Genomic DNA, 25,981 nt, shown 5'->3' on the forward strand with positions numbered 1-25,981 from the left:
GCGACCCATCCCGAAAGGCAACACAGCGCATGAAGCAGTACCAGCCCGAGCGCCTCTCGGAGGCCCAGCTGGCCGCTATGCGGCGGAGCTTGACGAACGGCCGGGGCGCGCTCTCCCGTCGCTCGCTGCTGCGAGCGACGGGCGTGGGCGCGCTCACCATAGGCGGCATGGGCGCGCTGAACGCCTGCGGCATCCCGCCCGCCAAGCGCGAGGGCGCAGGAGCGGCGGCCTCCGACGACCACTCGGCCGAGGAGAAGCGGATCACCTTCTCCAACTGGACGCAGTACATCGACATCAGCGAGGACGAGAAGAGCCACCCTTCGCTCGACGCGTTCACCAAGCGCACCGGGATCAGCGTCAAGTACACCGAGGACATCAACGACAACGTCGAGTTCTTCGGCAAGATCAGGCCGCAGCTCGCCGCCGGTCAGGAGACCGGGCGCGACCTCATCAACGTCACCGACTGGCTCGCGGCCCGCATCATCCGCCTCGGCTGGGCGCAGAAGCTCGACCCCGCCAACCTGCCGAACGCGTACGCCCATCTGTCGCCTCAGTTCCGCAGCCCGGACTGGGACCCCGGGCGGGCCTACTCGTACCCCTGGACCGGCATCTCCACCGTCATCGCCTACAACTCCAAGGCGACCGGCGGCCGGAGGATCGAGAGCGTCTCCCAGCTGCTGGAGGACAAGTCGCTGCGCGGCCGGGTCGCCTGTCTCTCCGAGATGCGCGACACCATCGGGATGACTCTGCTCGACATGGGCAAGGACCCGGGCAAGGTCACCGGCGACGACTACAACGCGGCGATCGCGAAGGTCCAGCGGGCCGTCGACACCAAGCAGATCCGCCGTTTCACCGGCAACGACTACACCTCGGACCTGGACAAGGGCGACATCGCCGCCTGTCTGGCCTGGGCCGGGGACCTCGTCCAGCTCCGGGTGGACAACCCCGACATCCAGTTCGTCATCCCCGACGCCGGCTACATGACCTCCAGCGACAACCTGCTGGTCCCGGCCAAGGCCCGGCACAAGACCAACGCCGAGAAGCTCATCGACTACTACTACGAGCTCCCGGTCGCGGCCCAGCTCGCCGCCTACATCAACTACGTCTGCCCGGTCGAGGGCGTCGGCCCCGAACTCGCCAAGATCGACCCGGCGCTCGCCAGGAACACGCTGATCCTCCCGGACAAGGCCATGGCCGCGAAGTCCCATGCCTTCCGCTCGCTCAGCAGCGAGGAAGAGACGGCGTACGAGGAGAAGTTCGCCAAGCTCATCGGCGCCTGACCGTTCCTGCTTCCCTGCTCCCCTCTCGACACCTGGGACCGCGATCCATGACTGACAAGACAGCGGGCGGAGACGTCCGCCTCACCGGGATCAGCAAGACCTACGGCTCGTTCACGGCCGTGCACCCGCTGGACCTGACCGTCCCCGAGGGCTCGTTCTTCGCCCTGCTCGGCGCCTCCGGCTGCGGCAAGACCACCACGCTGCGGATGATCGCCGGCCTGGAGGACCCGACCACCGGCTCGGTCTTCCTCGGCGACAAGGACGTCACCGACCTGCCGCCGTACAAGCGACCGGTGAACACCGTCTTCCAGAGCTACGCCCTCTTCCCGCACCTGACCATCTACGAGAACGTCGCCTTCGGGCTCCGCCGCCGCGGCATCAGGTCCGTGAAGAAGCAGGTCGACGAGATGCTGGAACTCGTCCAGCTCGGCGACAAGGCCAGGCACAAGCCCCATCAGCTCTCCGGTGGGCAGCAGCAGCGCGTCGCCGTCGCCCGCGCGCTCATCAACCACCCGCAGGTGCTGCTGCTGGACGAGCCGCTCGGCGCCCTCGACCTGAAGCTGCGCCGCCAGATGCAGCTGGAGCTCAAGCGCATCCAGACCGAGGTCGGCATCACCTTCGTCCATGTCACCCACGACCAGGAGGAGGCCATGACCATGGCCGACACGGTCGCGGTGATGAACGGGGGCCGGGTCGAGCAGCTGGGCGCCCCCTCCGACCTCTACGAGAACCCGCAGACGACGTTCGTCGCCAACTTCCTCGGCACCTCCAACCTCATCGAGGCCGAGGTCGCGGAGGCCGCCGGCGGCCAGGTCGTCGTGACCGCCGCCGACGCCAAGCTGCGGCTGCCCACCGCGCGCTGTGCCACCCACCCCAGTACCGGGGGCAAGCTCCTCGTCGGTGTACGGCCCGAGAAGATATCCCTGGCGCACGCCGACGACGCCGGCGAGATCACCGAGGGCCGCAACCGGTTCACCGGGAAGATCGCGGACTCCAGCTTCATCGGCGTCTCCACCCAGTTCGTCATCGACAGCCCGGTCTGCCCCGAGCTCGAGGTGTACGTGCAGAACGTCGAGCGGGACCCGCGCCTGGTACCGGGCGCGGAGGTCGTCCTGCACTGGAACCCCGAGCACACGTTCGGCCTCGACGCCGCCCAGGACATAGACGCGGGCGTGGAGACGGTGGAGGAGACAGCATGACCGTCACCGAGGCACCCCCCGCCTCGCCCGCCCCGGCCGGGACGGGGCCGGTACCGCGCAAGCAGCCGGTGCGCCGCAAGCTCGTGCCCTACTGGCTGCTGCTGCCGGGCATCCTGTGGCTGCTGGTCTTCTTCGCCCTGCCGTTGGTCTACCAGGCGTCGACGTCCGTGCAGACCGGCTCCCTGGAGGAGGGCTACCAGGTCACCTGGCACTTCCGGACCTACTGGGACGCGCTGAGCGAGTACTACCCGCAGTTCCTGCGGTCGGTGCTGTACGCGGGCACGGCCACGATCCTGTGCCTGCTGCTCGGCTATCCGCTGGCGTACCTCATCGCCTTCAGGGCGGGACGCTGGCGCAATCTGCTGCTCGTGCTGGTCATCGCGCCGTTCTTCACCAGCTTCCTGATCCGGACGCTCGCGTGGAAGACGATCCTCGCGGACGGCGGACCGGTGGTGGACGTACTCAACACCGTCGGCTTCCTCGACGTCACCGGCTGGCTCGGGATGACCGAGGGGAACCGGGTGCTGGCCACCCCGCTCGCCGTGGTCACCGGTCTGACGTACAACTTCCTGCCGTTCATGATCCTGCCGCTCTACACCTCGCTGGAGCGGATCGACCCGCGGCTCCACGAGGCGGCGGGGGACCTCTACGCCAGGCCCTCGACCGCCTTCCGGAAGGTGACCTTCCCGCTGTCGATGCCGGGTGTCGTCTCCGGAACGCTGCTGACCTTCATCCCGGCGAGCGGCGACTACGTCAACGCCGAACTGCTCGGCTCCACCGACACCCGGATGGTCGGCAACGTCATTCAGTCGCAGTTCCTGCGGGTGCTCGACTACCCGACCGCGGCCGCGCTGTCGTTCATTCTCATGGCCGTCGTGCTGATCATGGTGACGGTCTACATCCGCCGGGCCGGTACGGAGGATCTCGTCTGATGTTGCGACTCTCAACGACGTGGATACGGCGCAACCTGGTCGTGATCGCGGGCGTGCTCACGCTCGCGTACCTGGTCCTGCCGAACGTCATCGTGATGGTGTTCTCCTTCAACAAGCCGGCGGGGCGCTTCAACTACTCCTGGCGGGAGTTCTCCACCCACGCGTGGCGGGACCCGTGCGGCGTCGCCGACATGTGCGACTCACTCAGCCTGTCCCTGTGGATCGCGCTGTGGGCGACGATCGGCGCCACGGTCCTCGGTTCGATGATCGCCTTCGCGCTCGTCCGCTACCGCTTCCGGGCCCGCGGGGCGATCAACTCCCTGATCTTCCTGCCCATGGCGATGCCCGAGGTCGTCATGGCGGCCTCCCTGCTGACGCTCTTCCTCAACCTGGGGGCGGAGCTGGGGCCGACGACCATCCTCATCGCGCACACCATGTTCTGCCTCAGCTTCGTCGTGGTGGCGGTCAAGGCCCGGGTGATGTCGATGGACCCGAAGCTGGAGGAGGCGGCCAAGGACCTCTACGCGGGACCGGTGCAGACCTTCCTGAGGGTCACGCTGCCGATCGCCGCGCCTGGCATCGCCGCGGGCGCGATGCTCGCCTTCGCCCTCTCGTTCGACGACTTCATCATCACCAACTTCAACTCGGGCAACACCGTCACCTTCCCGATGTTCGTCTGGGGCTCGGCCCAGCGCGGCACGCCCGTCCAGATCAACGTCATCGGTACGGCCATGTTCGCCCTGGCGGTCATCGTCGTCGTCGCCGGCCAGATCATCAGCGGTCGGCGGAGGAAGACCGCACTGCCCAAGTAGCACCCGAAGGAGTGGAAACCATGGCCCCAGCAGCCATGACCTTTGCCTCATCACTCTCCGACGCCCAGCCCGTCCCCTTCTGGCTGGAAGACCCCGGCAAGCCCGCCGCCCTGCCCGCCCTCACCGGCGAGGAGCGGACCGATCTGCTCGTCGTCGGCGGCGGCTACAGCGGACTGTGGACCGCGCTCCTCGCCAAGGAGCGCGACCCGCTGCGGGACGTCGTCCTGATCGAAGGCCGCGAGGTGGGCTGGGCCGCCTCGGGCCGCAACGGCGGCTTCTGCGCCGCCTCCCTGACCCACGGGCTCGCCAACGGCCTGGCCCGCTGGCCGGAGGACATGGCCAGGCTGGAGGAGCTCGGCGCGCGGAACCTCGACGCCATCGAGGACGCCGTCGCCCGCCACGGCATCGACTGCGACTTCGAGCGCACCGGCGAGATCGACGTGGCGACCGAGCCCCACCAGCTCGACGAGCTCCGCGAGATGCACGAGGAGGCCGGCCGGCTCGGCTTCGGCGGCCTGGAACTGCTCGACCGGGACGCCGTGCGCGCCGAGGTCGACTCCCCGACCTTCCTCGGCGGCCTGTGGGACCGGGAGGGTGTGGCCATGCTCCACCCGGCCAAGCTGGCCTGGGGCCTCAAACGGGCCTGTCTCGGCCTCGGCGTGAGGATCTACGAGAACACCCGGGCCCTCGACCTCTCCTCGGCGGGCGCAGGCATGGCCGTGCGCACCTCCTACGGGCGGGTCTTCGCCCGCCGGGTCGCGCTCGGCACGAACGTCTTCCCGTCGCTGGTCAAGCGGATCCGCCCGTACACCGTCCCGGTGTACGACTACGCCCTGATGACCGAACCGCTCACGCCCGAGCAGCGTGCCGCGATCGGCTGGCGCAACCGGCAGGGCCTCGGCGACAGCGCCAACCAGTTCCACTACTTCCGGATCACCGCCGACGACCGGATCCTGTGGGGCGGCTACGACGCCATCTACCCGTACGGAGGGAAGGTCTCCGCCGAGATGGACCACCGGCCGGAGACATACCTGAAACTGGCGGGCCAGTTCTTCGAGTGCTTCCCGCAACTGGAGGGCCTGCGCTTCACCCACGCCTGGGGCGGCGCGATCGACACCTGCTCGCGCTTCTCGGCGTTCTTCGGCACCGCGCACGGCGGAAAGGTCGCCTACGCCGCCGGCTACACCGGGCTCGGTGTCGGCGCCACCCGCTTCGGCGCCGATGTGATGCTCGATCTGCTCGCCGGAGAGCAGACCGAGCGCACCGGGCTGGAGATGGTCCGCAGAAAGCCGCTGCCCTTCCCGCCGGAGCCGGTGGCCTGGGCCGGGATCGGCATCACCAAGTGGTCGCTGGCCCGGGCGGACGCCCGCGGCGGCCGGCGCAATCTGTGGCTGAGGACGATGGACCGCCTCGGCCTCGGCTTCGACAGCTGACACCCCCGCCCTGCGGCCGGGCCCCTCGGGGGCCCGGCCGTTCCGCTTCCCCGTCCGGTCCCGTGTCCCGTGCTTCCGCGCCCGATCCGCGCCTCGGTCGGTGTGCCCGTGCGTGCTCCCGTCCCGTCCCGGAGGAATTCCTCCACCGGTCGCCCGAACCCGCGTCATAGCGCGGGCACTTCCCGCTCTGACCGGATGGACGCACGGACCGCGCACGCGGCGAGGCGCACGGAACGGAGGCTGTGGAGATGATGGGAACCGGGGGCCGGGGGATCGGCGCGGGTGTGGACTGGCTGGTGTCGGCGGCGCCCGACCCCGACGACTGGCGCAGGCGGTGGGAGAGCGACCCGAGGGGTGTCGCCCTGTTCCCCACGGGCAGGCACTGGGACGTGCTCGTCCTGCCCGGCAGGATCGCCGGACCCGCGCTGGACGTCCTGACGCGGCTCACGGACCGGCCGGGACCGGTCCTCGCCCACTTCGGGGCCGCCCGAAACGGCCGCAGCCCGGCCCCGCGCATGGGTTTCTTCGTGCCGCCGGGCTCCTCCGAGCGCTGGGTCGGCACGGGTACGCACGCCGCGGGGCCCGGCGCCTGGGTGGTGTTGCCGTATCCGGGGCGCACCGCCGGGGGCGTGCGCTGGGTGGTTCTCCCGGACGGCTCGGGAACCCTCACTGACCCCGCGCTGCTGGAGCTGTCGATGCACGAGGCCGCGGCGGCCGCCGCGGGCCGCGCGGGGGAGTGAGGCACCCGTTCTGCGCGACGACCCGGCACGCCCCGGGGCCGGCACCACGACCCGGGTTCCGATCAGGGCCTCGACGACCGGGTACCACACGATGGGGAACGCGGACTTCCGGAAGCGAGGGCCGACACGCTCTCCATGCGCTTACGGGTCGCGGGCGGCACCGAGCGGTTCCTCCCCGCTCTCCGTCCCGACCAGGTCGCCACCGGGCTCCCGGCGGCCACGGTCGGGAACGTCACGCCTCCGCCCGCCGACGTCGCCGGGGCACCGGACTGCCCGACCGGGACGGCGAACCGCGGTTCCCGCAGCACCACGGCACCCGGCCGGGCTTGCGCGGCCCGACGATCTGGACGATCAGCCGGGACCGGTGCGGCGGCCGGGAGTTCCGGCGCCATTACGACGCCCACCCCCGGAGCTGACCAGGACCGCACCGGCCAGCAGCACCCCGCACAGGGACCAGCTGCCGAGGACGTCCAGCGGCCAGTGGTGGCCGCGCAGCACCAGACCGACGCCGGTCGCCGTTGTGAGCAGCACGGCGGCGGGCATCAGCCGTCTGCCGACGAGGAGGGCGGCGCCGACGTACGCCACCATCGCGGTCGCGGCATGGCCCGACGGGAAGTACCCCGTCTCCGGGGTCAGCGGGCCGGGCCGGTCGGTCAGCTCCTTCAGCGGTGACACCAGCGCCGGTACGAGGGCCATGGCGGTGACGACCGCCGCCGCGGGGCCCGGCCGGCGCCGGTACAGCGCCAGGCCGACGGCCGCGGCCAGGACCGGCAGTGCGACCTGCACGTTGCCGAGATCGGCGAGGAGTTCGGTGAGGCCCGCGGGGCCGTTGCCCACGACCGCCCGGTCGACGTGCTCGTCCAGTGCGCGCAGCGGCCCGTGGCCCACGACCTGCCAGGTGATCAGCGCGAGGAGCGCGGCGCACAGGGCCGCGACGACGGCGGGGCCGCTCAGCGGGCCGAAGGACCCGCGGAAGCCGAAGGAGAAGGCCGGCCGCCCCGGAACAGGGGGGGTGGTTCCGGGACGGCCGTGAGGACCGGTTTGCCGCGCGCCCCGGGGGGTTTGGGGCGGGCGGCCATCCGATCGGAGAGGAGATCCGGAGCACAGGGCTCCGGTGGTGTGCGCGAAGGCACGGCCAGGGCGGGACTGGGGAGGCCACGCCATGGAGTCGCCCGCAGTTTCCTGCGAGCGGGGTGTTTCTCTCATCTGCGGAAACCGTACGGCAGCAGGAGGGGGGACCGACAGCGGGAATGCCATCCCGCCATTGGCCCCCCACACGTTCTTCACAGAGAGCGCGCGATCACGGGCGGTCACACCCCGCCCGTCCCGCTCAGACGCCCGCGAGCGCCGACTCGATGACGTCCAGACCCTCGTTCAGCAGGTCCTCACCGATCACCAGCGGGGGCAGGAAGCGCAGCACATTGCCGTAGGTGCCGCAGGTGAGCACGAGGACGCCCTCGGCGTGACAGGCCTTGGCGAGGGCGCCGGCGGCCTCCGGGTTCGGCTCCTTGGTGGCCCGGTCCCTGACCAGCTCGATCGCGATCATGGCGCCGCGGCCGCGGATGTCGCCGATGATGTCGAACTTCTCCGCCATCGAGGACAGGCGGCCCTTCATGACCTCCTCGATGCGCTTGGCCTTGCCGTTGAGGTCCTGCTCGCGCATGGTCTCGATGGCTCCGAGCGCGCCGGCGCAGGCGACCGGGTTACCGCCGTAGGTGCCGCCGAGGCCGCCCGCGTGCGCGGCGTCCATGATCTCGGCGCGGCCGGTGACGGCGGACAGCGGCAGACCGCCGGCGATGCCCTTGGCGGTCGTGATCAGGTCCGGGACGATGCCCTCGTCCTCGCAGGCGAACCACTGGCCGGTGCGGCAGAAGCCGGACTGGATCTCGTCCGCGACGAAGACGATGCCGTTGTCCTTGGCGAACTGCGCGATCGCCGGGAGGAAGCCCTTGGCCGGCTCGATGAAGCCGCCCTCGCCGAGAACCGGCTCGATGATGACCGCGGCGACGTTGTCCGCGCCGATCTGCTTGGTGATCTGGTCGATGGCCTGGGCGGCGGCCTCGGGCCCGCAGTTGTCCGGGCCGGTGGGCCAGCGGTAGCCGTAGGCGACCGGGACGCGGTAGACCTCGGGGGCGAAGGGGCCGAAGCCGTTCTTGTACGGCATGTTCTTCGCGGTCAGCGCCATGGTGAGGTTGGTGCGGCCGTGGTAGCCGTGGTCGAAGACGACGACGGCCTGGCGCTTGGTGTAGGCCCGCGCGATCTTGACGGCGTTCTCGACGGCCTCGGCGCCGGAGTTGAACAGCGCGGACTTCTTGGCGTGGTCGCCCGGGGTGAGCTCGGCCAGGGCCTCGCAGACCTCGACGTAGCCCTCGTAGGGCGTGACCATGAAGCAGGTGTGGGTGAAGTCCGCGAGCTGCGCGGAGGCCCGGCGTACGACGGCCTCGGCGGAGGCGCCCACGGTGGTCACGGCGATACCGGACCCGAAGTCGATCAGACGGTTGCCGTCGACGTCCTCGATGATGCCGCCGCCGGCGCGGGCGGTGAACACCGGCAGCACGGAGCCCACGCCGCCCGCGACCGCGGAGAGACGGCGGGCCTGCAGCTCCTGCGACTTGGGGCCGGGGATGGCGGTGACGACGCGGCGCTCCTGCGGAATTGCGCTCATGAGGGCTCCTGGGGGTGTTTCCGGACGCACTTCTTCTTTCTTCGCAGGCTAGGTCCGGGTCGGGGGGTCCGGCATGCTCCGTTCGGTAGTGGTGGGGGCGTGTCCTTGTCCGTGACGGACATAGAGACCGGCGTGGTGCGGGCGGTGGTGCGGGGAGGCGGGACGGGCGCGCGGCGCCTCGGCGGGCGGTTCGGGCGCAGGTCCGGGCAGAGTGAGAGTGCAGGGCCGGGCCGAGTGCGGGCGCGGGCCGCCTGCTCGGACCGCCCCGGGTCCGCCCCGGGTCCGCCCCGGGCGGGCAGGGGCGGGGAGCATCGTGCGGGGAGGCGCGCCGCCGAGGAACGGGCCCGAGGGGAGGCGTGGAGGAGCCGGCGTGTCCGGGCCGTCACCGCTCTGCGGCCGTGCGGGCGACGCTCGGGGCCGGGCAGTGGCCGCCTCCCCGCAGCCCCGCTCGCGGAGGCGGGGCGCGGCTCACGGTCGGGCGCGCACCGGCCGCCGCACTCGCGGTGCGGGATCGCTGAACTCCCCGGCGGCGGGCACTAGATTGACGGTGGCACAGACGCGCGGACCTGGCTGGTCAGGGGGCAGGGGTTCATGGAGACCGAAGGCACGTACGACGCACGCGGAGCCCGATCGGGCGGCACCGGCAGCGCACGGCCCGTCCCGCGTCCCGCGGGCCCACCACCGATGCCGCACGGCGCCCCGCCGGTGCCGTCCCGCCCCCCGGCGGCCCGCGCCTCCGTCGCCGACTGGCTGCGCACCCCCCGGCCCGACGCCGAACCGGGCGTCTGGCGGCTGGGGCACCGGCCGCGCCCGGCGGAGGAGCCGGACCCCGTCCCGGCGCGGCGGCTCTTCACGGGCGCGCTGATCGCCCTGCTCGCGGGCTGGCTGCTCTGGTCACTGCTGTGGAACGGCTACCTCGGCCGCTACTGGCTCTGGCCGCTGCTCGTGCTCACCCCGGACTCCTGGCGTGCCGACCCGTCCCTGTGGGCCACCGCGAGCTACGTCTACTACGCCCTCGTCGGCGGCGGGCTCCTCGTCCTCTTCGCCCGGATCGGCCATGTACCGGAGATCTGGCGCCGCTACTCGCGCAGGAGGGACGTGCCCGCCCCGCCGCCCCCGCCGCGGGAGGACCCCGCCGACTGGCCGGACCTGCGCACCGCGGGGCTGGACGACACGGCCCGCACCCTCGCCGAGGCGACGCGCAACGGCTCGCTCGGCGACGTCGACTACGCGCGGATCCGCCGTGCCTGGCAGGGGGTGCGGGCCAGGCCCGAACGGCTGGCGGCCTTCACCGACGTGGTCCGCGCCGAGGGCGCGGCGGCCTGTGCGCATCCCTCCGGCGCACGGGACCTGCCGGTGCGCACCGCCGTGCACGACCTCGCCGCGAACCAGGTCAGGATCGGCACCGCCGCCGACCACCCCCGCAACCCCTACGCCCGCCGCACCACCGGAGTCGCCCTCGAACCCGCGCTGCTCGGCACTTCGCTGCTCGCCGTCGGGCCGTCGGGGTCGGGGAAGACCGTGCGGCTCGTGCGGCCCGTGGTGGAGGCCATGTGCCTCCAGGCACTGGCGAACCGTGCCGCCGTCGTCGCCGTCACCGCGCACGGCACGGCGCTCGCTCCCGACGAAGCGTTCGACCTGGTCATCGCCCCTGGCCGAGCGGAATCCACACACGACCTCGACCTCTACGGCGGCAGCGACGACCCGGACGAGGCCGCCCGGACCCTCGCCGAGGCGCTCGTCGGGGACCTTTCGGCCGACGGCCGGCGGGCCGCCACCGCCCTCGCGCAGCTCATCGGGCCGTACCGCGGCGTCCACGGCCGTTTCCCGGCGGTGCCCGAACTGCGAGACCTCCTCGGTGGCGCGCCCGGGGCGCTGGACGGGCTGCGGGCCGCCCTGCAGGCCGCGGGCGAGGTGTCGCAGCTGAGGGAACTGGAGGCGCGGGCACGGCAGTCGGAGCGTGCCGACGACATCGGGGTGCTGCTCGCGGAGCGGATCGCATACCTCGACCGGCCGGCGTTCGCCGGGTTCTTCCGCACCGGCGCGTCCGGCCGGCAGTTCTCGCTGCGAGCCGTCGAGCACCCGCTGAGGGTACGGATCGACCTCCCGGAACGCGGCCACGCCGAGGCGTCACGGATCATCGCCCGGCTCGTGCTCGCCCAGTTCACCGAGGCCGCTCTCAGCCGCTCGGACCGCTCGCTGTTCGCCTGCCTGGTCCTGGACGACGCCACCCACACGGTCACGCCCGACTCAATCAGGGCCGTGCAGCGGCTGCGCTCGGCGCACGCCGGGGTGGTGCTGACGCTGCGGACCCTGGAGGACGTGCCGGAGGCGCTGCGCGGGCCGCTGCTGGGCGCGGTCGGCTGCCGGATGGCGTTCGCCGGGCTCGGGCCGTGGGACGGCGGCCGGTTCGCCGAGTCCTGGGGCAAGGAATGGGTGCAGACCAAGGACGTCACCAACCGGCAGATCATCTCCGACGAGCCGCTGACCAAGGCGCTGCACTTCATGCGCCGGGTCGTGACGGGCAAGGCCGCGACGGCCGAGGCGGTGACGGTCCGTGAGGTCGAGCGGGAGCGCTGGTCGGCGTCCGAGCTGGCACACTCCGTGCCGGCCGGGCACGCCGTGCTCTCCCTGACGTCGGTCCGCGGCGAGTACACGCCGCCTCTCCTGGTGGATATGCGGAACTGAACCGGGTACCCGTACGCGGTGGCAGAATCGAGCTACGCCGTTCATACGGGACGGCGAAATAGGTCCAGAAGCATCCACCCTCTGCCGAAAGTCCGCGGTCCCATGCCGGTCACCCTCGCTTCCCTCGTCCAGCACTCCGCGCTCAAGCTGGCCGTCCGCGCCGGTGAGGACCGGCTGGGAACCCCCGTGCGCTGGGTGCACGCCAGCGAGCTGGCGGACCCCGTGCCGTACATGGAGGGCGGCGAGCTGCTGCTCGTCACCGCGATGACCCTCGATGCCGCCGACCGCGAGGCGATGCGCCGCTATGTGCGCCGGCTCGCGGGCGCGGGCGTCGCCGGGCTGGGCTTCGCCGTCGGGGTCAACTACGACGACATCCCGGAGGCGCTGCTGGAGGCGGCCGAGGCCGAGGACTTCCCCCTCCTCGAAGTGCCCCGGCGCACGCCGTTCCTGGCCATCAGCAAGGCGGTCTCGGCGGCCATCGCGGCCGATCAGTACCGAGCGGTCACCGCCGGCTTCGAGGCCCAGCGAGAGCTGACGCGCGCCGCGCTCGCCGAGGGCCCCGCCGCCCTGCTCGCCAAGCTCGCCGCGCACGTGGACGGCTGGGCCGCGCTGTACGACGCCTCCGGTGCCGTCGTCGCCGCCGCGCCCGAATGGGCCGTCCGGCGCGCGGCACGGCTCACGGGCGACGTGGAGCGCCTGCGGGAGCGCCCCGCACCCGCCAGCGCGGTCGTCGGCGGTACGGAGGACCGCGTCGAACTCCAGTCGTTGGGCACCGGGCGGCGGGTACGCGGCGCGCTCGCCGTCGGCACCGGGGCGCCGCTCGGCACCGCCGAGCGCTACGCCGTGCACTCCGCGGTGGCCCTGCTGACGCTCACGACGGAACGGTCGCGCTCGCTGCAGGCCGCCGAGCAGCGGCTCGGCGCGGCGGTGCTGAGGATGATGCTCTCCGGCCAGCCGGACCACGCCAGGACGGTCGCCGGGGACCTGTACGGAGGGCTACTGGACGCCCCGTTCCGGCTGCTCATCGCCGAACCGTCCGGCGAACCGGACCCCGCGGCCGAGCAACCCGTGCACGCCTTCGCCGAAGCGCTGGAGGCCGCGGCCTCCCGGGCCGGTGAGTCGGTGCTGACCGTATGGGAGAGCGACGGCAGGCTCGTGGTCCTCGCCGCCGACGGGGGATCGGTCGCGCTCGCGTGCGAGCCGTACACCGAACGCGAGACGGACGAGGCGGGGGTGGTCGTCGGCATGTCCGCGCCGGCCGGCCCTATCGCGACCGCCACGGCGTACAAGCAGGCCGAACAGGCACTCTCCGTCGCCCGCAGGCGGGGCCGGGCGCTCGTCGAGCACGAGGAGCTCGCGGCCGGCTCCGTGCTGCCGCTGCTCGCGGACGACGCGGTGCGTGCCTTCGCCGACGGAATGCTGCGAGCCCTGAGGGAGCACGACGCGACCGGCCGCGGCGACCTCGTGGCCTCGCTGCGCGCCTGGCTCTCCCGACACGGCCAGTGGGACGCGGCCGCGGCCGACCTGGGCGTCCACCGCCACACCCTGCGTTACCGCATGCGGCGTGTCGAGGAGATCCTCGGCCGCTCCCTGGACGACCCCGACGTGCGCATGGAGCTCTGGCTGGCCCTCAAGGCGACCGAGACCCCGCCGCCGGCCCCGGCCCCGGAGCAGGGCCCGGAGCCTCCGCCGAGCCGCTGAGCCGCTGAGCCCGTTCCCGCCCCTGCCCGGGGCCGACGGCCCGCGCCCGACGGCCCGCGCCCGGGGCGTCGGGCGGCGCCGGAGCCGGCCCCGGGGCAGCCCGGGCTGCCGCCCCCTCGACCACCGGCCCCGACCGCAGTCCCGCGGAGACACCCGGCCGAGTGGCGCCGCCACGCAGACCGCCCCTCCGCGCGATCCGGCCAGAGAAATTCCCCCTTCCCTGCCCGAAAGCGGGCAGAAAACATGGTGTTCGGCAGCCGAACTGCCTAAGGTCCTCCCTCGTGATCACCAGTCGGGCGGGGGGCATCCGTCCGGCCGTCCACGAGACGGGAAGGACCGATGACACAACCCGCGGCAGACGCCGGCAACCCCACTCCCGGAGCCCTCAGTCCCGGTCCGCCCCGCGCGAGCAGACCCCCGGCCGGGCCGGCCACCGGAGCCTGCACCCCACCCGGCACGGAGGCGGGGGCTGAACCCGGCGCCGGCCCCGCAGCCGCCCTCCTCTGCGAACCCGGTGCCGCGTCCGCCGTCGACGGCGCGGACGGGCCCGCGTCCGCGTCCGGCCGCCGGACATCAGGGCCGGTGTGGGCGGCGCTCGCCATCGTCTACGTCGTGTGGGGGTCCACGTACCTCGGCATCCGCGTGGCCGTGGAGACCGTGCCGCCGTTCCTGTCGGCCGGAGCGCGGTTCGTCGTCGCCGGGCTGCTCCTCGTCGCGATCGTCGCCTGGCGCCGGGGCCCGTCCGCGCTGCGTGCCACACGCGCCCAACTGGTCTCGGCCGCCGTGGTCGGGCTGCTGCTGCTCCTCGGCGGCAACGGGCTCGTGGTCCTCGCCGAGACGGCCGTCCCCTCCGGACTCGCCGCGCTGCTGGTCGCCGTCGTCCCGGCCTGGGTCGTCGTCCTGCGGCGCGCGTACGGCGAGCGGCCCGGCACCGGAGCGTACGGCGGTGTCCTCCTCGGGCTCGCGGGGCTCGCCGTGCTGACCCTGCCGGGGCTGAGCGGCGACGTCCGCCTCTGGGGCGTGCTGACGGTGATCGCCGGGACCGTCATGTGGTCGGTGGGCTCCTTCTCCTCCTCCCGCATCCCCATGCCGGCCGACCCGTTCGCCGCGAGCGCCTACGAGATGGTCGCGGGCGGGATCGGCTGCCTGCTCGTCGGGCTGGGCCGCGGTGAACAGCGGGGCTTCGTGCTCGCCGACGTCTCCGGCCGCTCCTGGACCGCCCTCGCCTATCTCGTCGTCTTCGGCTCACTGATCGCGTTCACGGCGTACGTCTGGCTGCTGCACTCCGCCCCGCTCTCGCTCGTGGCCACCTACGCCTACGTCAACCCGGTCGTGGCCGTACTCCTCGGCGCGCTGATCCTCGGGGAGCGGCTGACCTGGCCGATCGCCGTCGGCGGCGCGGTCGTCGTGGCCGGCGTCTGCCTGATCGTCAGTACCGAACGCCGCCGCTGACACCTGCGGAGCCCGCGCGTCCCCGAACGGCGGGTGATCGGAGACCCGTGCACTCGCCAAACCGGCAGGGCGACCCGGCCGACCACTCCAACGCGGACAACCCACGTTCCGGCCCGGCCGCCCTAACGTGTGAGAAGAGGCAACCCACTACTTCGGAAGGGCCGGGACCCCCAAATGACTTCCACCCACGCCTTCTGGCTCGCCGGCCGCCAGGCCACCGGCGAGACGACCTTCGACGTGACCTCCCCCTGGGACGGCCGTCTCGTCGGCACGGTCGCCGTCCCCACCGACGCCCAGGTCGAGGAGGCCGTTGCCGCCGCGCACGCCGTCGTGGACGAGTTCGCCGCGACCCCGGCCCATGTCCGCGCCGCCGCCCTCGAGCACGTCTCCCGGCGCCTCGTCGAGCGCACCGAGGAGATCGCCCAGCTGATCTCCGCCGAGAACGGCAAGCCCGTCAAGTGGGCCCGCGGCGAGGTCGGCCGTGCCGTCTCCGTCTTCCGGTTCGCCGCAGAGGAGGCCCGTCGCTTCAACGGGGGCGAGGCCCAGCGGCTCGACACGGACGCCGGTGGCCAGGGGCGCCTCGCCCTCACCCGCCGCTTCCCGAAGGGCGTCGTCCTCGGTATCGCGCCGTTCAACTTCCCGCTGAACCTCTGCGCCCACAAGATCGCCCCGGCCATCGCCGTCGGCGCGCCGATCGTCCTCAAGCCCGCTCCGGCCACCCCGCTGTCCGGCCTGATCCTCGGCGAGCTGCTCGCCGAGACCGAGCTGCCCGCCGGTTCCTGGTCGGTGCTGCCGGTCCCGAACGACAGGATGCCCGCCCTCGTCCAGGACGAGCGCCTCCCGGTCATCTCCTTCACGGGCTCCGACAAGGTCGGCTACGCGATCATGGATTCGGTGCCGCGCAAGCACTGCACCCTGGAACTCGGCGGCAACGGCGCGGCCGTCGTCCTCGCCGACTTCGCCTCCGAGGAGGACCTGGACTGGGCGGCGTCCCGTATCGCCACCTTCTCCAACTACCAGGGCGGCCAGTCCTGCATCTCCGTGCAGCGCGTGATCGCCGACGCGTCGGTGTACGACCGGCTGCTGCCGAGGATCGTCGCCGCGGTCGAGGCGCAGAACACCGGAGACCCGTCCGACCCGTCCACCGACGTCGGCCCGCTGGTCAGCGAGGACGCCGCCAAGCGCGTCGAGTCCTGGGTCGAGGAGGCGGTCGAGGCCGGGGCCCGGCTCCACACCGGTGGCAAGCGCGACGGCGCCTCCTACGCCCCGACCGTGCTCACCGGGGTCCCGGCGCACGTCACCCTCGCCTGCGAGGAGGTCTTCGGGCCGGTCCTCACCGTCCAGAGCGTCGACGGCGAGGCCGAGGCCTTCGCGGCGGTGAACAGCTCCAAGTACGGCCTCCAGGCGGGCGTGTTCACCCACGACCTGCAGACCGCCTTCCGCGCCCACCGGGCGCTGGAGGTCGGTGGCGTGATCGTCGGCGACGTCCCGTCCTACCGGGCCGACCAGATGCCCTACGGCGGTGCCAAGCAGTCCGGCGTGGGCCGCGAGGGCGTGAAGTTCGCGATGGACGACTACACGTACGAGCGGGTGCTGGTCCTCACCGGACTCGCCCTGTAGTACGTCCCCGACCGACGGCCGGAGCCCACTGTGCGGGGGCTCCGGCCGTCTCTCCTTCCAGGGCGATGACTGCCGCCTGGTCCAGGACGGAGCCCGTGCCGGGGACCGACCGGAAGAGCGGCGGTGCGAGGCGGACGTCCGGCTGTCGGAGCCGGGCCGGAACGCGGAGTGGGCGCGTGCTCCGCCGTCGCCGGCAGGAACACGCGCCCACGGCACCGGAGGCGGTGCGGAACGTCGTGGCGGGGGTGTGCGCGACGTCCGCCCCCGGTCACTCCCTCACTGCGAGGGCAGGACCGGAACCGCACTTCGGTGGTCGGGAGGGGTCAGCTCGCAGGCGTGGTCCGGCGGCCGGTGACGGCACGGAGGATCACGGCGAGAGCGACCAGGACGATGCCGAACCACATGACGCTCGAGACGCCCACGTGGTCGGCGAACAGGCCGCCGATGAGGGCGCCCAGGGCGATGCAGGTGTTGTAGGCCATGGTGTTGAGCGACATCGCGGCCTCGAAGGTCTCGGGAGCCGCCGCGAGCGTCATGTTGATCTGGCTGAGCTGGACGACACCGAAGGCCAGGCCCCACAGGATCATGGCGGCGATCACGCCGACGTCGTTCGTGCCGGTGGTCAGCAGCATGACGAGTGCGCCGATCAGGATCAGACCGCCCACGATGAAGCTGCCCCGCAGGCTCTTGTTGACGGTCTGGCCGCCGATGAAGTTGCCGATCGCGCCGCCGATACCGAAGACGATGAGGACGACGGTGATGAAGCCGACGGTGGCGGACGCGCTTTCCTCCAGGTAGGGCCGGACGAAGGTGTAGGCACCGAAGTGGCCGAGGACGAAGAAGACGACCATGGCCAGGACCACGCGCAGCGGCACGTTCTTGACGGGCAGTCCGAAGACCTCGCGGACCGAGACCGCGTTGGCCGACGGCAGCGACGGGATCGTGAAGGCGACCGCGAGGAACACCAGGGCGCTGAGACCGGCCCAGATGAGGAACGTGGCGCGCCAGTCGCCGGCGCTCTCCAGCAGGGTGCCGAGCGGGATGCCGACGACGGTGGCGATCGAGATGCCGGACATCACGACGGCGGCGGCCCGGTTCGCGTGCCTCTCGGGGACGATGCGCATGGCCATGCTGACGCCGATGGCCCAGAAGACGCCGCTGGCGAAGCCCATGATCAGGCGGGTGCCCAGGATCAGCGGGTAGTTCGGGGCGATCGAGGTGACCAGGTTGCCGACGGCCAGGACGGCCAGCAGCGTGGTCAGCAGCCGGCGCCGGTTGACGCGCCGCGTCCATGCCACGAGGAACGGCACGCCGAGACCTGCCGCGACACCCTGCGCCGTGACCATGAGTCCGGCCGTGCCCACGGAGACGTCGAGGCTCTCGCTGAGCGGGGTGAGCAGGCCGATCGGCATCAATTCGGTGGTGAGGAAGACGAACAGACTTGCGGTGATGGCAGCCACGCCCAGCCATCCCCTGGTCGGGGACACCTGCTTCTGCGGCGCTACGGGGGTTGTCTCATCTTGAATGGTCATGTCATCTCTCCGGACGTGGTCAGGCGTGGTGCGTGCGTGCCTCGTGCCGCCGGGGCCAGCGGGGAGGTCATGGCGTGGGGTGCGCCCGCCGCTGTCCGCTGTGTTCCTGCTCCAGAGCGGGGTGGTCGGGCAGGCGCGAGCCGGTGGTGCGGGGCGGAGCCGAGGGAGTCTCCCGGGGCTTCGGTCGGGGTGGGCGCGGCTGGCCGAGCACGACCGCCAGGAAGATCACGACCATGCCGACGATCTGCAGGACGGACAGCGTCTGGTCCTTGACGAAGTAGCCCAGCAGGGTCGCCACGACCGGGCTGCCCAGTGCGAGGAAGGACACCGCCACGGCCGGCAGGCGTTCGATGCCCCGGAACCAGACGATGTAGCTCAGGACCGCACCAAGGGTGATGAGGTAGGCGAACCCGATGACGTTGGAGCCGGTGAGTCCCTCGGGAAGGTCTTCCAGCGACAGCCAGAACGGCACCAGGACCAGACCGCCCGCAGTGAGTTGCCACCCGGTGAACGTGAGCAGGCCGACACCCTCCGGCCGTCCCCACCGCTTGGTCAGTGTGATGCCCGAGGCCATGCACAGGGCTCCGCCGGCCGCCGCGAGGACTCCGACGGTGTCGAGCGACGCCGCGCCCTTGAAGACCAGCAGCCCCACGCCCCCGGCTCCCATCGCGCAGGCCAGGGCATGGATGGCTCTGATCCTCTCGCCGAGGAAGAGGGCGGCGAGGATCACGACGAACATGGGCTGTGCCGACATGATCAAGGCGGCGATTCCGCCCGGAAGCCGGTAGGCCGCGACGAAGAGCAGGAAGTTGAAGGCGCCGATGTTGAGCACGCCCAGAACCAGTGCGCGCCACCACCAGACGCCGACAGGAAGCTTCCGTCCGACGGCCAGCAGGAACAGGCCGCCCGGTAGGGCCCGCATCGTGGTCGCCAGGAGCGGCCGGTCCGGCGGCAGCAGCTCGGTGGTTACCAGGTAGGTGCTGCCCCAGATGGCCGGAGCCAGGCCAGTCAGGGACGCCGTGAGTCCGTTCCGTCTGCTCTTCATCTTGCCTCAAATCCCGTGGGAATCACCGTGGTTCGCGGCGTCCGGCCGGCTCAGTCGAAGATCGGGTCGCGGTCGCGGCCGCGCTTCAGCTCGAAGAAGCCGTCGGTGCTCGCCACGGCGAGCACGCCGTCCCAGAGCGCTCCGGCGGCTTCGCCACGGGGGGCGGGGGTGAGCACTGGTCCGAAGAACGCCAGCGGCTTGCCGTCGGGGCCGGGCACATGGATCACGGGAGTGCCGACCTCGGAACCGACCGGGTCCATTCCCTCGTGGTGCTCGGCCCGCAGCGGCTCGTCCCAGGTGGTGTCCTCCGCGGCCTCGATCAGGTCGGCGGGCAGGCCCGCCTCCTCCAGGGCGACGCGGATCATGTCGTGGCCGAGGCCGGCCTTCTCGTGGTGGATCAGACGGCCCATGGCGTTGTAGAGGGGGCGCAGCACCTCGTTGCCGTGCCGCTGCTGTGCCGCGACGCACACCCGCACGCAGGCCCAGCCGTCGATCATGCCCTGGCGGTACTTCTCCGGGACCTCGCGGCCCTGGTTGAGGACCGACAGGCTCATGATGTGGAAACGAGTCTCCAGCGGCCGGACCTGCTCCACTTCCAGCATCCAGCGGGAGGTGATCCACGCCCAGGGGCAGCGGGGGTCCACCCAGATGTCGGCGACGGTCGTCTCGGGACGCGGTGGCGCGGTGCTCATGGCGGTGGCTCGTCCTTTCGGTCGTGTCATGGGCGCGAGGGCGCGACGGAGCACGCCTCGGCGGTGTGCGCCCAGGTGCGGGAGGCGGGGAGAGGGCGGCGGAAGCGCGGCTCTCGGGCTTGCCGAAGGGCCCCGATCGGGGGCCCGCCCGGCGGAGTTGGCCCGAGGGCGTTCCTGCCGTGTTCGTTGTCACCAGTGTCGGGCCGGATGCATCGATGAGTCCAACACATGCTTGTCACGCGATGAATCGCGCATCACGATGGATCCATGGAGCTCCAGCAGATGCGCTACGTGATCGCAGTGGCCGAGACGAACAGCTTCACGAGGGCCGCCCAACGCTGCCTGGTGGTCCAGTCCGCGCTCAGCCACCAGATCGCGCGCCTGGAGAAGGAACTGGGTGCGAGGCTCTTCGAACGCACCAGCCGCCGGGTCCGGTTGACCCCGGCGGGCGCCGCCTTCCTGCCCGCCGCCCGCCAGTGTCTGGACGCGGCGGAGCGGGCCGCCGCCGAGGTCGCGGCGGCCGTCGGGGAGGTGCGCGGACGCCTCGCGGTGGGCCTTATCCCCACCGTCGCCGCCGTGGATGTCCCGAACGTCCTCAAGGACTTCCACCGGCGCCATCCGAAGGCCCGGGTCAGTCTCAGCGTGGGAGCGAGTGACGAACTCGTCGAGCGGGTCCGGCAGGGCGAGATCGAGGTGGCTTTCCTCGGTATCCCGATCACGGCCCGCCCCAGGGGCGTCATGGCCCGGGAGATGGCCCGGGAGCGGCTGGTCGCGGTGGTCTCCCCGGACCACCCGCTCGCAGGCGAGACTTCGGTCGACCTCCATCGGCTGTCCTCGGAGGTGTTCGTGGACCTCCCGGCGAAGACCGCCGGCCGGGCCCAGTCCGATCTGGCCTTCACCGCCGCCGGCCTCACCCGCGAGGTCGCCTTCGAGGTGACCAACGCGGACTACCTGGCCCGCCTGGTGGGCGCGGGCCTCGGCGTGGCCCTGCTCCCGCCCGCGTACGTCGCGGGGCTCGCCGGGTTGGCCACCATCGAGGTCACGGACGCCCCGGCCCGCGCCGAGTACGTGATCTGGGGCCGCGAGAGCCTCACTCCGGCGGCCGCGGCCTTCCTGGAGCTGTTGGGCATCGCGGGGGAGTGAACGGGCGCGCGAACGAGCCGGGGACGGCCTCACCCGATCGGGTGAAGGTCGCCCCCGGCTCGTTTCCCGACGGTGCGGCAGGGACTCAGGCCCGGGTCGCCAGGGCGCGTTCGGTCAGGCCGGAGCCGAGCAGCGCACGGTGGATCTCCGAGGTCGCGGTGGACCGGTTGAGCGTGATGTAGTGCAGGCCGGGAGCGCCCTCGGCGAGCAGCCGCTCGGCCATGGCCACCGCGTGGTCCACGCCGATGCGCAGCCCCGCCGATCCGCCGCCCGAGGCCTCCAGCCGCCGGGCCAGGGTTTCGGGGAACGTGGCCGCGCTCAGCTCGGTGAACCGGGCGATCTGCCGGGCGTCCGTGGCCGGCATGATCGCCGGGATGATCGGGATGTCGCACCCCGCCGCCACGACCCGGTCCCGCAGCCGCAGGTAGTCCTCGGCACGGAAGAACATCTGGGTGACCGCGTAGTCCGCGCCCACGCGGCACTTGGCCACGAAGTGCCGGATCTCGGACTCCCAGTCGGGGGAGCGCGGGTGGCGCTCGGGGAACGCGGCCACGCCGACGCTGAACGCCCCCGACTGCCGTACCAGCCGGACCAGCTCCCAGGCGTTGGAGAAGCCGCGCGGGTGCGGGATCCAGGGGGCGTTCGGGTCGCCCGGCGGGTCCCCCCGCAGGGCCAGGACGTCCCGGACGCCGGCGTCCGCGTACTGGCCGATCACGTGCCGCAGTTCGGGGACCGAGTGGGCCACCGCCGTCAGGTGGGCCACCGGGCGCAGCGTGGTCTCCGTCGCGATCCGCTTCGTCAGCTCGACGGTGCGGTCCCGGGTCGACCCCCCGGCCCCGTAGGTGACCGAGACGAAGCTCGGCGCGAACGCCTCGATCCGGCGGATCGCCTGCCACAGGCCGGCCGCTCCCGTCTCCGTGCGGGGAGGGAAGAACTCGAAGGAGAACGAGGGGGCCCCGGTGGCGAGGAGTTCGCGCAGCCCCGTCACGCCGGCTCTCCCGGCCATGTGCCGACCTCCGCCGCCGCCTCGGCCCCGTAGGCCCGCAGCAGACGCTCCGACAGGTCCCAGGGAAGCAGCTTGTACTCCTGGGTGCCGAAGGACTCGAGGACGATCGTGGCCACGGCGCACCCCAGTTGGGCCGCACGGCGGTGGGGCAGTCCCCGGGAGAGGCCCGCGAGGAAGCCGGCCCGGAAGGCGTCGCCCACGCCGGTGGGGTCGGTGGCCCGGTCGGTCGCGACGGCGGGCACGTGCTCGGCCGGTCCGCCGGCGGTCAGGATCGAGACCCCGTCGGCGCCGCGGGTGACGATCCACACGCCCACGCGCGACAGCACCTCGGCCTCGCTCCACCCGGCCTTCTGCTGCAGCAGCGCGCTCTCGTACGCGTTGGTGAAGAGGAACCGGGCCCCGTCCACGAGCAGCCGGGTCGACTCCCGGTCGAGTCGGGCCAGTTGCTGCGAGGGATCGGCGGCGACCGGGATGCCGGCGGCGTGTGCCGCCCTGGTGTGGCGGACCATCGCCTCCGGCACGTCGGGGGCGACCAGGACGAGGTCCAGGGCGCCCACGCGGTCCATGACCTCGGCCAGGTCGATCTCCTGTGCCTCGACCATGGCGCCCGGGTAGAACGAGGCGATCTGGTTGTGGTCGACGTCGGTCGTGCACATGAAGCGTGCGGTGTGGCGCGCGGGGCTGAGCCGGACCGATCCGGTGTCCACACCGGAGGCGCGCAGTTGGGCGTCGTACTCGGCGAAGTCCGTGCCTGCCGCGCCGACGAGCACCGGGGCCAGCCCGAGCCGGCCCAGCCCGAAGCAGATGTTGGCGGCGACACCGCCCCGGCGCACCTGGAGGTCGTCCACGAGGAACGACAGGGAGATCGTCGCCAGGCTCTCGGGGACGATCTGCTCGGCGAAGCGCCCCGGGAAGGTGGCCAGGTGGTCGGTGGCGATGGAACCGGTGACGGCGATGTCCATGATCACATCCCTGCGGCCGCGCGAAGGGCCTCGGTGCGGTCGGTGCGCTCCCAGGTGAAGTCCGGCAGCTCGCGGCCGAAGTGGCCGTAGGCGGCGGTCTGGGCGTAGATCGGGCGGAGCAGGTCAAGGTCGCGGATGATCGCGGCCGGGCGGAGGTCGAAGACCTCGGCGACGGCGTTCTCGATCTTCTCCACGTCGACCTCGGCGGTGCCGAAGGTCTCGACGAACAGGCCCACCGGCTCGGCCTTGCCGATCGCGTAGGCGACCTGGACCTCGCAGCGCGAGGCGAGACCGGCGGCCACGACGTTCTTGGCGACCCAGCGCATCGCGTAGGCGGCCGAGCGGTCGACCTTCGACGGGTCCTTGCCGGAGAACGCGCCACCGCCGTGGCGGGCCATGCCGCCGTAGGTGTCGATGATGATCTTGCGGCCGGTCAGGCCGGCGTCGCCCATCGGCCCGCCGATCTCGAAGCGGCCGGTCGGGTTGACCAGCAGGCGGTAGCCCTCGGTGTCCAGTTTGATGCCGTCCTCCACCAGGCCGGCCAGCACGTACTCCACCACGTGTCGCCGGATGTCGGGGGTCAGCAGGGCGTCGAGGTCGATGCCGCTCGCGTGCTGCGAGGAGACCACCACCGTGTCCAGACGGACCGGGGTCGCGTCGTCGTACTCGATGGTGACCTGGGTCTTGCCGTCAGGACGCAGATACGGGACGGTGCCGTCCTTGCGGACCTCGGTCAGCCGGCGCGACAGCCGGTGCGCCACCTCGATCGTCAGTGGCATCAGGTTCGGTGTCTCGTCGGTGGCGTAGCCGAACATCAGACCCTGGTCTCCGGCGCCCTGCTTGTCGAACTCGTCCTGATCGCCCTCCACCCGGTTCTCGTAGGCGGTGTCGACGCCCTGCGCGATGTCCGGGGACTGTGCGCCGATGGAGACCGAGACGCCGCAGGAGGCGCCGTCGAAGCCCTTGGCGGACGAGTCGTAGCCGATCTCCAGGACGGCCCCACGGACCAGCGCGGGGATGTCGGCCCAGGCGGAGGTGGTCACCTCGCCGGCCACATGCGCCTGGCCGGTGGTGATCAGGGTCTCCACCGCCACCCGGGACCGCGGGTCCTGGGCCAGCAGGGCGTCGAGGACGGTGTCGCTGATCCGGTCGGCGATCTTGTCGGGATGACCCTCGGTCACCGATTCGGAGGTGAACAGACGGTGGGACACGGCGTGGCGCTCCTGTCGTACGGACGGGCGTGGAAGGTCCGGCGGGGCATGTGCACCCGGAGACCGGGGCCTCCCGATCGGGAGGCCCCGGTGGGTGCCCGGATCAGGACAGGCGGTGCACGGTGAACTCGACCGGCACGTCGAAGACGGGCCGGGTGGTGGAGAAGACCACCTCGTGGTCGAAGCCCTCGTCGGCCACCAGCTTCTCGAAGTACGCCACATCGCCCATGGTGCTGAAGAAGAGGATCATGCGACCCGTCTCCGTCAGATGGGCGCGGGCCTCGCGGAAGAAGCGGGTCAGTGCCTGGTAGCCGGCGTCGGTGCCCGCGACGTCCGCGTAGTCGGTGGCGGCGAACCACTGGAACGGCGGATTGAAGACGATCAGGTCGAAGCGGCCTTCGACCGAACCGAAGACGTCGCTCTCGAGCGCCTCGACGCGGTCGGCGACCCCGTTCAGCTCCGCGTTGACCCGGACGGCGGTCACGGCGTGCGGATTGAGGTCCACCGCCAGGACATCGGCGCCCTTCTTGGCAGCGATCAGGGCCAGCGAACCGCTGCCGGTGCCCATGTCGAGGACCCGGTCACCCGGTTCGACCTCGGCGAACACCGCGCCGCCGAGCATCGGGGACACCGGGCAGGGGGTCATGACCTGCGAGGGGACCCGAAGGGTCAGGCCCAGGAACGGATGGGTCTGCTCGCCCTCCTCGCCGCCGCCGTGCGAGGTCATGGCCCGGCGCAGTTCCCTGATCTCCTTCACCCGCTCCTCGGATACGAGCGGGCGGTAGGACTCGGCTTCGGTCGTGGACTGCTGGTCGAGCTTCGTCATGGTGTCGTGTCCATTCGTTGGTGTGCGAGGGGAAACGCGTTCGGTCGTCGGGGGTTGGCGGAGGGAGCCTCGGTCAGTCGGACAGGGACCCGGCCCGGAGCCGGGCGTGCGCCGCGGCCAGCCGGCCGCCGACCTCGGCCGTGCTGATGAGCACGGCCATGTTGGCCCTGGACGAGCGGCCTCCCGTGGCCGCATCCACCGCACGCATCAGGTACTTCGTGATCGCCTGGCCCCGGATGCCGTCCCGGTCGGCTGCGGTCATGGCCTCGGTGATCGCCGCGTCGACCTCGTCGCCGTCGATCGCCTCCTCCGGCCGGACCGGCGTGGTGATCAGGAACGAGCTGTTGTTGCCCAACGCCCAGTGGTTCTCGATCGACCGGGCGATCACCTCGTCGTCGTCCAGCCGCAGCGGGCTGCGGAAACCGCTGGACACGCAGTAGAAGGCCGGGAAGTCGTCCGACCGGTACGAGACCACCGGTACGCACTGGGTCTCCAGGTACTCCAGCGTCAGGCCCAGGTCCAGGATCTTCTTCCCGCCGGCACACACCACCGCGACCTTGGAGCGGGTGAACTGGATCAGGTCGGAGGACACGTCCATGGTCCTGTCCGCGCCCCGGTGCACCCCGCCGATGCCGGCCGAGGAGAAGAACGGGATGCCCGCGAGCTCGGCCGCCACCAGGGAGGAGGCGACCGTCAGCGCGCCCATCCGGCCCTGCGCCAGGACGACGGGCATGTCCCGGCTGCTGACCTTGGGGATGTCGGGAGTCGAGGCGAACCGGTCGATGTCGGCGTCGGTCATGCCGACCACGATCTTGCCGCCTTCGACGGCGATCGTGGCCGGGACCGAGCCGCCGGCCCGGACGGCCTCCTCGACCTTGCGGGCCGTCGCGGCGTTGTCCGGGTACGGCAGGCCGTGGGTGATGACGTTGGACTCCAGCGCGACCACCGGGCGGCCGTCGTGGAGCGCGTCGGCCACCTCGGCACCGAAGACGAGCGGGATGTCCTTGTGGGGAAGTGAGGTCGTAGTCGTCACAGCCGTCTT

21 protein-coding genes are annotated in these 25,981 nt (G+C 72.0%); 11 read left to right on the forward strand and 10 right to left on the reverse strand.

Annotated features, from left to right (window positions below):
• Positions 1-29: 29 nt before the first annotated feature.
• The 6 genes from AB0J10_RS19010 to AB0J10_RS19035 all read left to right on the forward strand — a co-directional run bounded on the left by AB0J10_RS19010 (position 30) and on the right by AB0J10_RS19035 (position 6,396).
• Positions 30-1,280, forward strand: coding sequence for a spermidine/putrescine ABC transporter substrate-binding protein (locus tag AB0J10_RS19010; protein ID WP_363062955.1), 1,251 nt, complete (start codon positions 30-32; stop codon positions 1,278-1,280).
• A gap of 47 nt (positions 1,281-1,327) precedes the next feature.
• Positions 1,328-2,479, forward strand: a complete 1,152-nt coding sequence (locus tag AB0J10_RS19015) for an ABC transporter ATP-binding protein (RefSeq protein WP_363062957.1) — start codon at positions 1,328-1,330, stop codon at positions 2,477-2,479.
• Positions 2,476-3,411: an ABC transporter permease gene (locus tag AB0J10_RS19020; RefSeq protein ID WP_363062959.1), complete on the forward strand. Its 936-nt coding sequence runs from the start codon at positions 2,476-2,478 to the stop codon at positions 3,409-3,411. The genes AB0J10_RS19015 and AB0J10_RS19020 overlap by 4 nt, the downstream gene beginning before the upstream one ends.
• On the forward strand, positions 3,411-4,223 hold the full coding sequence (locus AB0J10_RS19025; protein ID WP_363062961.1) for an ABC transporter permease: 813 nt from the start codon (positions 3,411-3,413) through the stop codon (positions 4,221-4,223). The genes AB0J10_RS19020 and AB0J10_RS19025 overlap by 1 nt, the downstream gene beginning before the upstream one ends.
• Positions 4,224-4,243: 20 nt before the next feature.
• Positions 4,244-5,656, forward strand: coding sequence for an FAD-dependent oxidoreductase (locus tag AB0J10_RS19030; protein WP_363062963.1), 1,413 nt, complete (start codon positions 4,244-4,246; stop codon positions 5,654-5,656).
• A gap of 248 nt (positions 5,657-5,904) precedes the next feature.
• A complete protein-coding gene (locus tag AB0J10_RS19035; RefSeq protein ID WP_363062965.1) occupies positions 5,905-6,396 on the forward strand; it encodes a hypothetical protein in 492 nt (163 codons plus the stop codon).
• A gap of 351 nt (positions 6,397-6,747) precedes the next feature.
• Here AB0J10_RS19035 and AB0J10_RS19040 read toward each other — a convergent pair whose 3' ends face one another.
• Together AB0J10_RS19040 and gabT are read right to left on the reverse strand one after the other, a co-directional pair.
• Positions 6,748-7,602, reverse strand: a complete 855-nt coding sequence (locus AB0J10_RS19040; RefSeq protein ID WP_363062967.1) for a phosphatase PAP2 family protein — start codon at positions 7,600-7,602, stop codon at positions 6,748-6,750.
• A gap of 124 nt (positions 7,603-7,726) precedes the next feature.
• On the reverse strand, positions 7,727-9,061 hold the full coding sequence (gene gabT, locus AB0J10_RS19045; RefSeq protein ID WP_363062969.1) for a 4-aminobutyrate--2-oxoglutarate transaminase: 1,335 nt from the start codon (positions 9,059-9,061) through the stop codon (positions 7,727-7,729).
• A gap of 591 nt (positions 9,062-9,652) precedes the next feature.
• Here gabT and AB0J10_RS19050 point away from each other — a divergent pair.
• The 4 genes from AB0J10_RS19050 (at position 9,653) to AB0J10_RS19065 (ending at position 16,522) form a co-directional block, all read left to right on the forward strand.
• A complete protein-coding gene (locus AB0J10_RS19050) occupies positions 9,653-11,749 on the forward strand; it encodes an ATP-binding protein (protein ID WP_363062971.1) in 2,097 nt (698 codons plus the stop codon).
• 102 nt (positions 11,750-11,851) lie between these two features.
• Positions 11,852-13,450 carry a PucR family transcriptional regulator gene (locus tag AB0J10_RS19055; RefSeq protein ID WP_363062973.1) on the forward strand — a complete coding sequence of 533 codons (1,599 nt, stop codon included), beginning with the start codon at positions 11,852-11,854 and terminating at the stop codon, positions 13,448-13,450.
• Between the two features lie 339 nt (positions 13,451-13,789).
• The gene (locus AB0J10_RS19060; protein WP_363062975.1) at positions 13,790-14,902 is read left to right on the forward strand and encodes an EamA family transporter; all 1,113 of its coding nucleotides are present in this window, start codon (positions 13,790-13,792) and stop codon (positions 14,900-14,902) included.
• A gap of 174 nt (positions 14,903-15,076) precedes the next feature.
• Positions 15,077-16,522 (forward strand): aldehyde dehydrogenase family protein, encoded by a 1,446-nt coding sequence (locus tag AB0J10_RS19065; RefSeq protein WP_363062977.1) that lies wholly within the window; start codon positions 15,077-15,079, stop codon positions 16,520-16,522.
• A gap of 323 nt (positions 16,523-16,845) precedes the next feature.
• On the opposite strand, the gene AB0J10_RS19070 is transcribed toward AB0J10_RS19065, so the two are convergent.
• From AB0J10_RS19070 to AB0J10_RS19080, 3 genes are all read right to left on the reverse strand, one after another.
• A complete protein-coding gene (locus tag AB0J10_RS19070) occupies positions 16,846-18,054 on the reverse strand; it encodes an MFS transporter (protein ID WP_363062979.1) in 1,209 nt (402 codons plus the stop codon).
• Positions 18,055-18,121: 67 nt separating this feature from the next.
• Complete coding sequence (locus tag AB0J10_RS19075; RefSeq protein ID WP_363062981.1) at positions 18,122-19,099, reverse strand: EamA family transporter; 978 nt, start codon at positions 19,097-19,099, stop codon at positions 18,122-18,124.
• Between the two features lie 50 nt (positions 19,100-19,149).
• Entirely contained in the window at positions 19,150-19,791 is a 642-nt protein-coding gene (locus AB0J10_RS19080; RefSeq protein WP_363062983.1) for a disulfide bond formation protein DsbA, read from the reverse strand.
• A gap of 267 nt (positions 19,792-20,058) precedes the next feature.
• Here AB0J10_RS19080 and AB0J10_RS19085 point away from each other — a divergent pair, with 267 nt between their 5' ends.
• Positions 20,059-20,934: a LysR family transcriptional regulator gene (locus AB0J10_RS19085; protein ID WP_363062985.1), complete on the forward strand. Its 876-nt coding sequence runs from the start codon at positions 20,059-20,061 to the stop codon at positions 20,932-20,934.
• A gap of 85 nt (positions 20,935-21,019) precedes the next feature.
• Here the strand turns inward: AB0J10_RS19085 and metF are convergent, their stop codons facing one another.
• From metF to AB0J10_RS19110, 5 genes are all read right to left on the reverse strand, one after another.
• A complete protein-coding gene (gene metF, locus AB0J10_RS19090; protein ID WP_363062987.1) occupies positions 21,020-21,940 on the reverse strand; it encodes a methylenetetrahydrofolate reductase [NAD(P)H] in 921 nt (306 codons plus the stop codon).
• Positions 21,919-22,902, reverse strand: a complete 984-nt coding sequence (locus AB0J10_RS19095; protein WP_363062989.1) for a carbohydrate kinase family protein — start codon at positions 22,900-22,902, stop codon at positions 21,919-21,921. Before AB0J10_RS19095 ends, metF begins: the two co-directional genes overlap by 22 nt.
• A gap of 2 nt (positions 22,903-22,904) precedes the next feature.
• A complete protein-coding gene (metK, locus tag AB0J10_RS19100; protein ID WP_363062991.1) occupies positions 22,905-24,113 on the reverse strand; it encodes a methionine adenosyltransferase in 1,209 nt (402 codons plus the stop codon).
• Between the two features lie 103 nt (positions 24,114-24,216).
• Entirely contained in the window at positions 24,217-24,939 is a 723-nt protein-coding gene (locus AB0J10_RS19105; protein ID WP_363062993.1) for a HemK2/MTQ2 family protein methyltransferase, read from the reverse strand.
• Positions 24,940-25,012: 73 nt separating this feature from the next.
• Positions 25,013-25,972 carry a pseudouridine-5'-phosphate glycosidase gene (locus tag AB0J10_RS19110; protein ID WP_363062995.1) on the reverse strand — a complete coding sequence of 320 codons (960 nt, stop codon included), beginning with the start codon at positions 25,970-25,972 and terminating at the stop codon, positions 25,013-25,015.
• Between the last annotated feature and the right edge of the window lie 9 nt (positions 25,973-25,981).

The sequence above is a fragment of the Streptomyces sp. NPDC049887 genome (genome assembly GCF_040656535.1).
Taxonomy (GTDB): Bacteria; Actinomycetota; Actinomycetes; order Streptomycetales; family Streptomycetaceae; genus Streptomyces.

Coding starts and splice junctions, on each gene's coding strand:
- AB0J10_RS19025 (WP_363062961.1), top strand. CDS start 3,411: ATGTTGCGACTCTCAACGACGTGGATACGGCGCAACCTGGTCGTGATC.
- AB0J10_RS19035 (WP_363062965.1), top strand. CDS start 5,905: ATGATGGGAACCGGGGGCCGGGGGATCGGCGCGGGTGTGGACTGGCTG.
- AB0J10_RS19020 (WP_363062959.1), top strand. CDS start 2,476: ATGACCGTCACCGAGGCACCCCCCGCCTCGCCCGCCCCGGCCGGGACG.
- AB0J10_RS19085 (WP_363062985.1), top strand. CDS start 20,059: ATGGAGCTCCAGCAGATGCGCTACGTGATCGCAGTGGCCGAGACGAAC.
- AB0J10_RS19040 (WP_363062967.1), bottom strand. CDS start 7,602: ATGAGAGAAACACCCCGCTCGCAGGAAACTGCGGGCGACTCCATGGCG.
- AB0J10_RS19105 (WP_363062993.1), bottom strand. CDS start 24,939: ATGACGAAGCTCGACCAGCAGTCCACGACCGAAGCCGAGTCCTACCGC.
- AB0J10_RS19060 (WP_363062975.1), top strand. CDS start 13,790: ATGACACAACCCGCGGCAGACGCCGGCAACCCCACTCCCGGAGCCCTC.
- AB0J10_RS19065 (WP_363062977.1), top strand. CDS start 15,077: ATGACTTCCACCCACGCCTTCTGGCTCGCCGGCCGCCAGGCCACCGGC.
- AB0J10_RS19030 (WP_363062963.1), top strand. CDS start 4,244: ATGGCCCCAGCAGCCATGACCTTTGCCTCATCACTCTCCGACGCCCAG.
- AB0J10_RS19010 (WP_363062955.1), top strand. CDS start 30: ATGAAGCAGTACCAGCCCGAGCGCCTCTCGGAGGCCCAGCTGGCCGCT.
- metF (WP_363062987.1), bottom strand. CDS start 21,940: ATGGCCGGGAGAGCCGGCGTGACGGGGCTGCGCGAACTCCTCGCCACC.
- AB0J10_RS19055 (WP_363062973.1), top strand. CDS start 11,852: ATGCCGGTCACCCTCGCTTCCCTCGTCCAGCACTCCGCGCTCAAGCTG.
- AB0J10_RS19095 (WP_363062989.1), bottom strand. CDS start 22,902: ATGGACATCGCCGTCACCGGTTCCATCGCCACCGACCACCTGGCCACC.
- AB0J10_RS19050 (WP_363062971.1), top strand. CDS start 9,653: ATGGAGACCGAAGGCACGTACGACGCACGCGGAGCCCGATCGGGCGGC.
- gabT (WP_363062969.1), bottom strand. CDS start 9,061: ATGAGCGCAATTCCGCAGGAGCGCCGCGTCGTCACCGCCATCCCCGGC.
- AB0J10_RS19075 (WP_363062981.1), bottom strand. CDS start 19,099: ATGAAGAGCAGACGGAACGGACTCACGGCGTCCCTGACTGGCCTGGCT.
- AB0J10_RS19080 (WP_363062983.1), bottom strand. CDS start 19,791: ATGAGCACCGCGCCACCGCGTCCCGAGACGACCGTCGCCGACATCTGG.
- AB0J10_RS19070 (WP_363062979.1), bottom strand. CDS start 18,054: ATGACCATTCAAGATGAGACAACCCCCGTAGCGCCGCAGAAGCAGGTG.
- AB0J10_RS19015 (WP_363062957.1), top strand. CDS start 1,328: ATGACTGACAAGACAGCGGGCGGAGACGTCCGCCTCACCGGGATCAGC.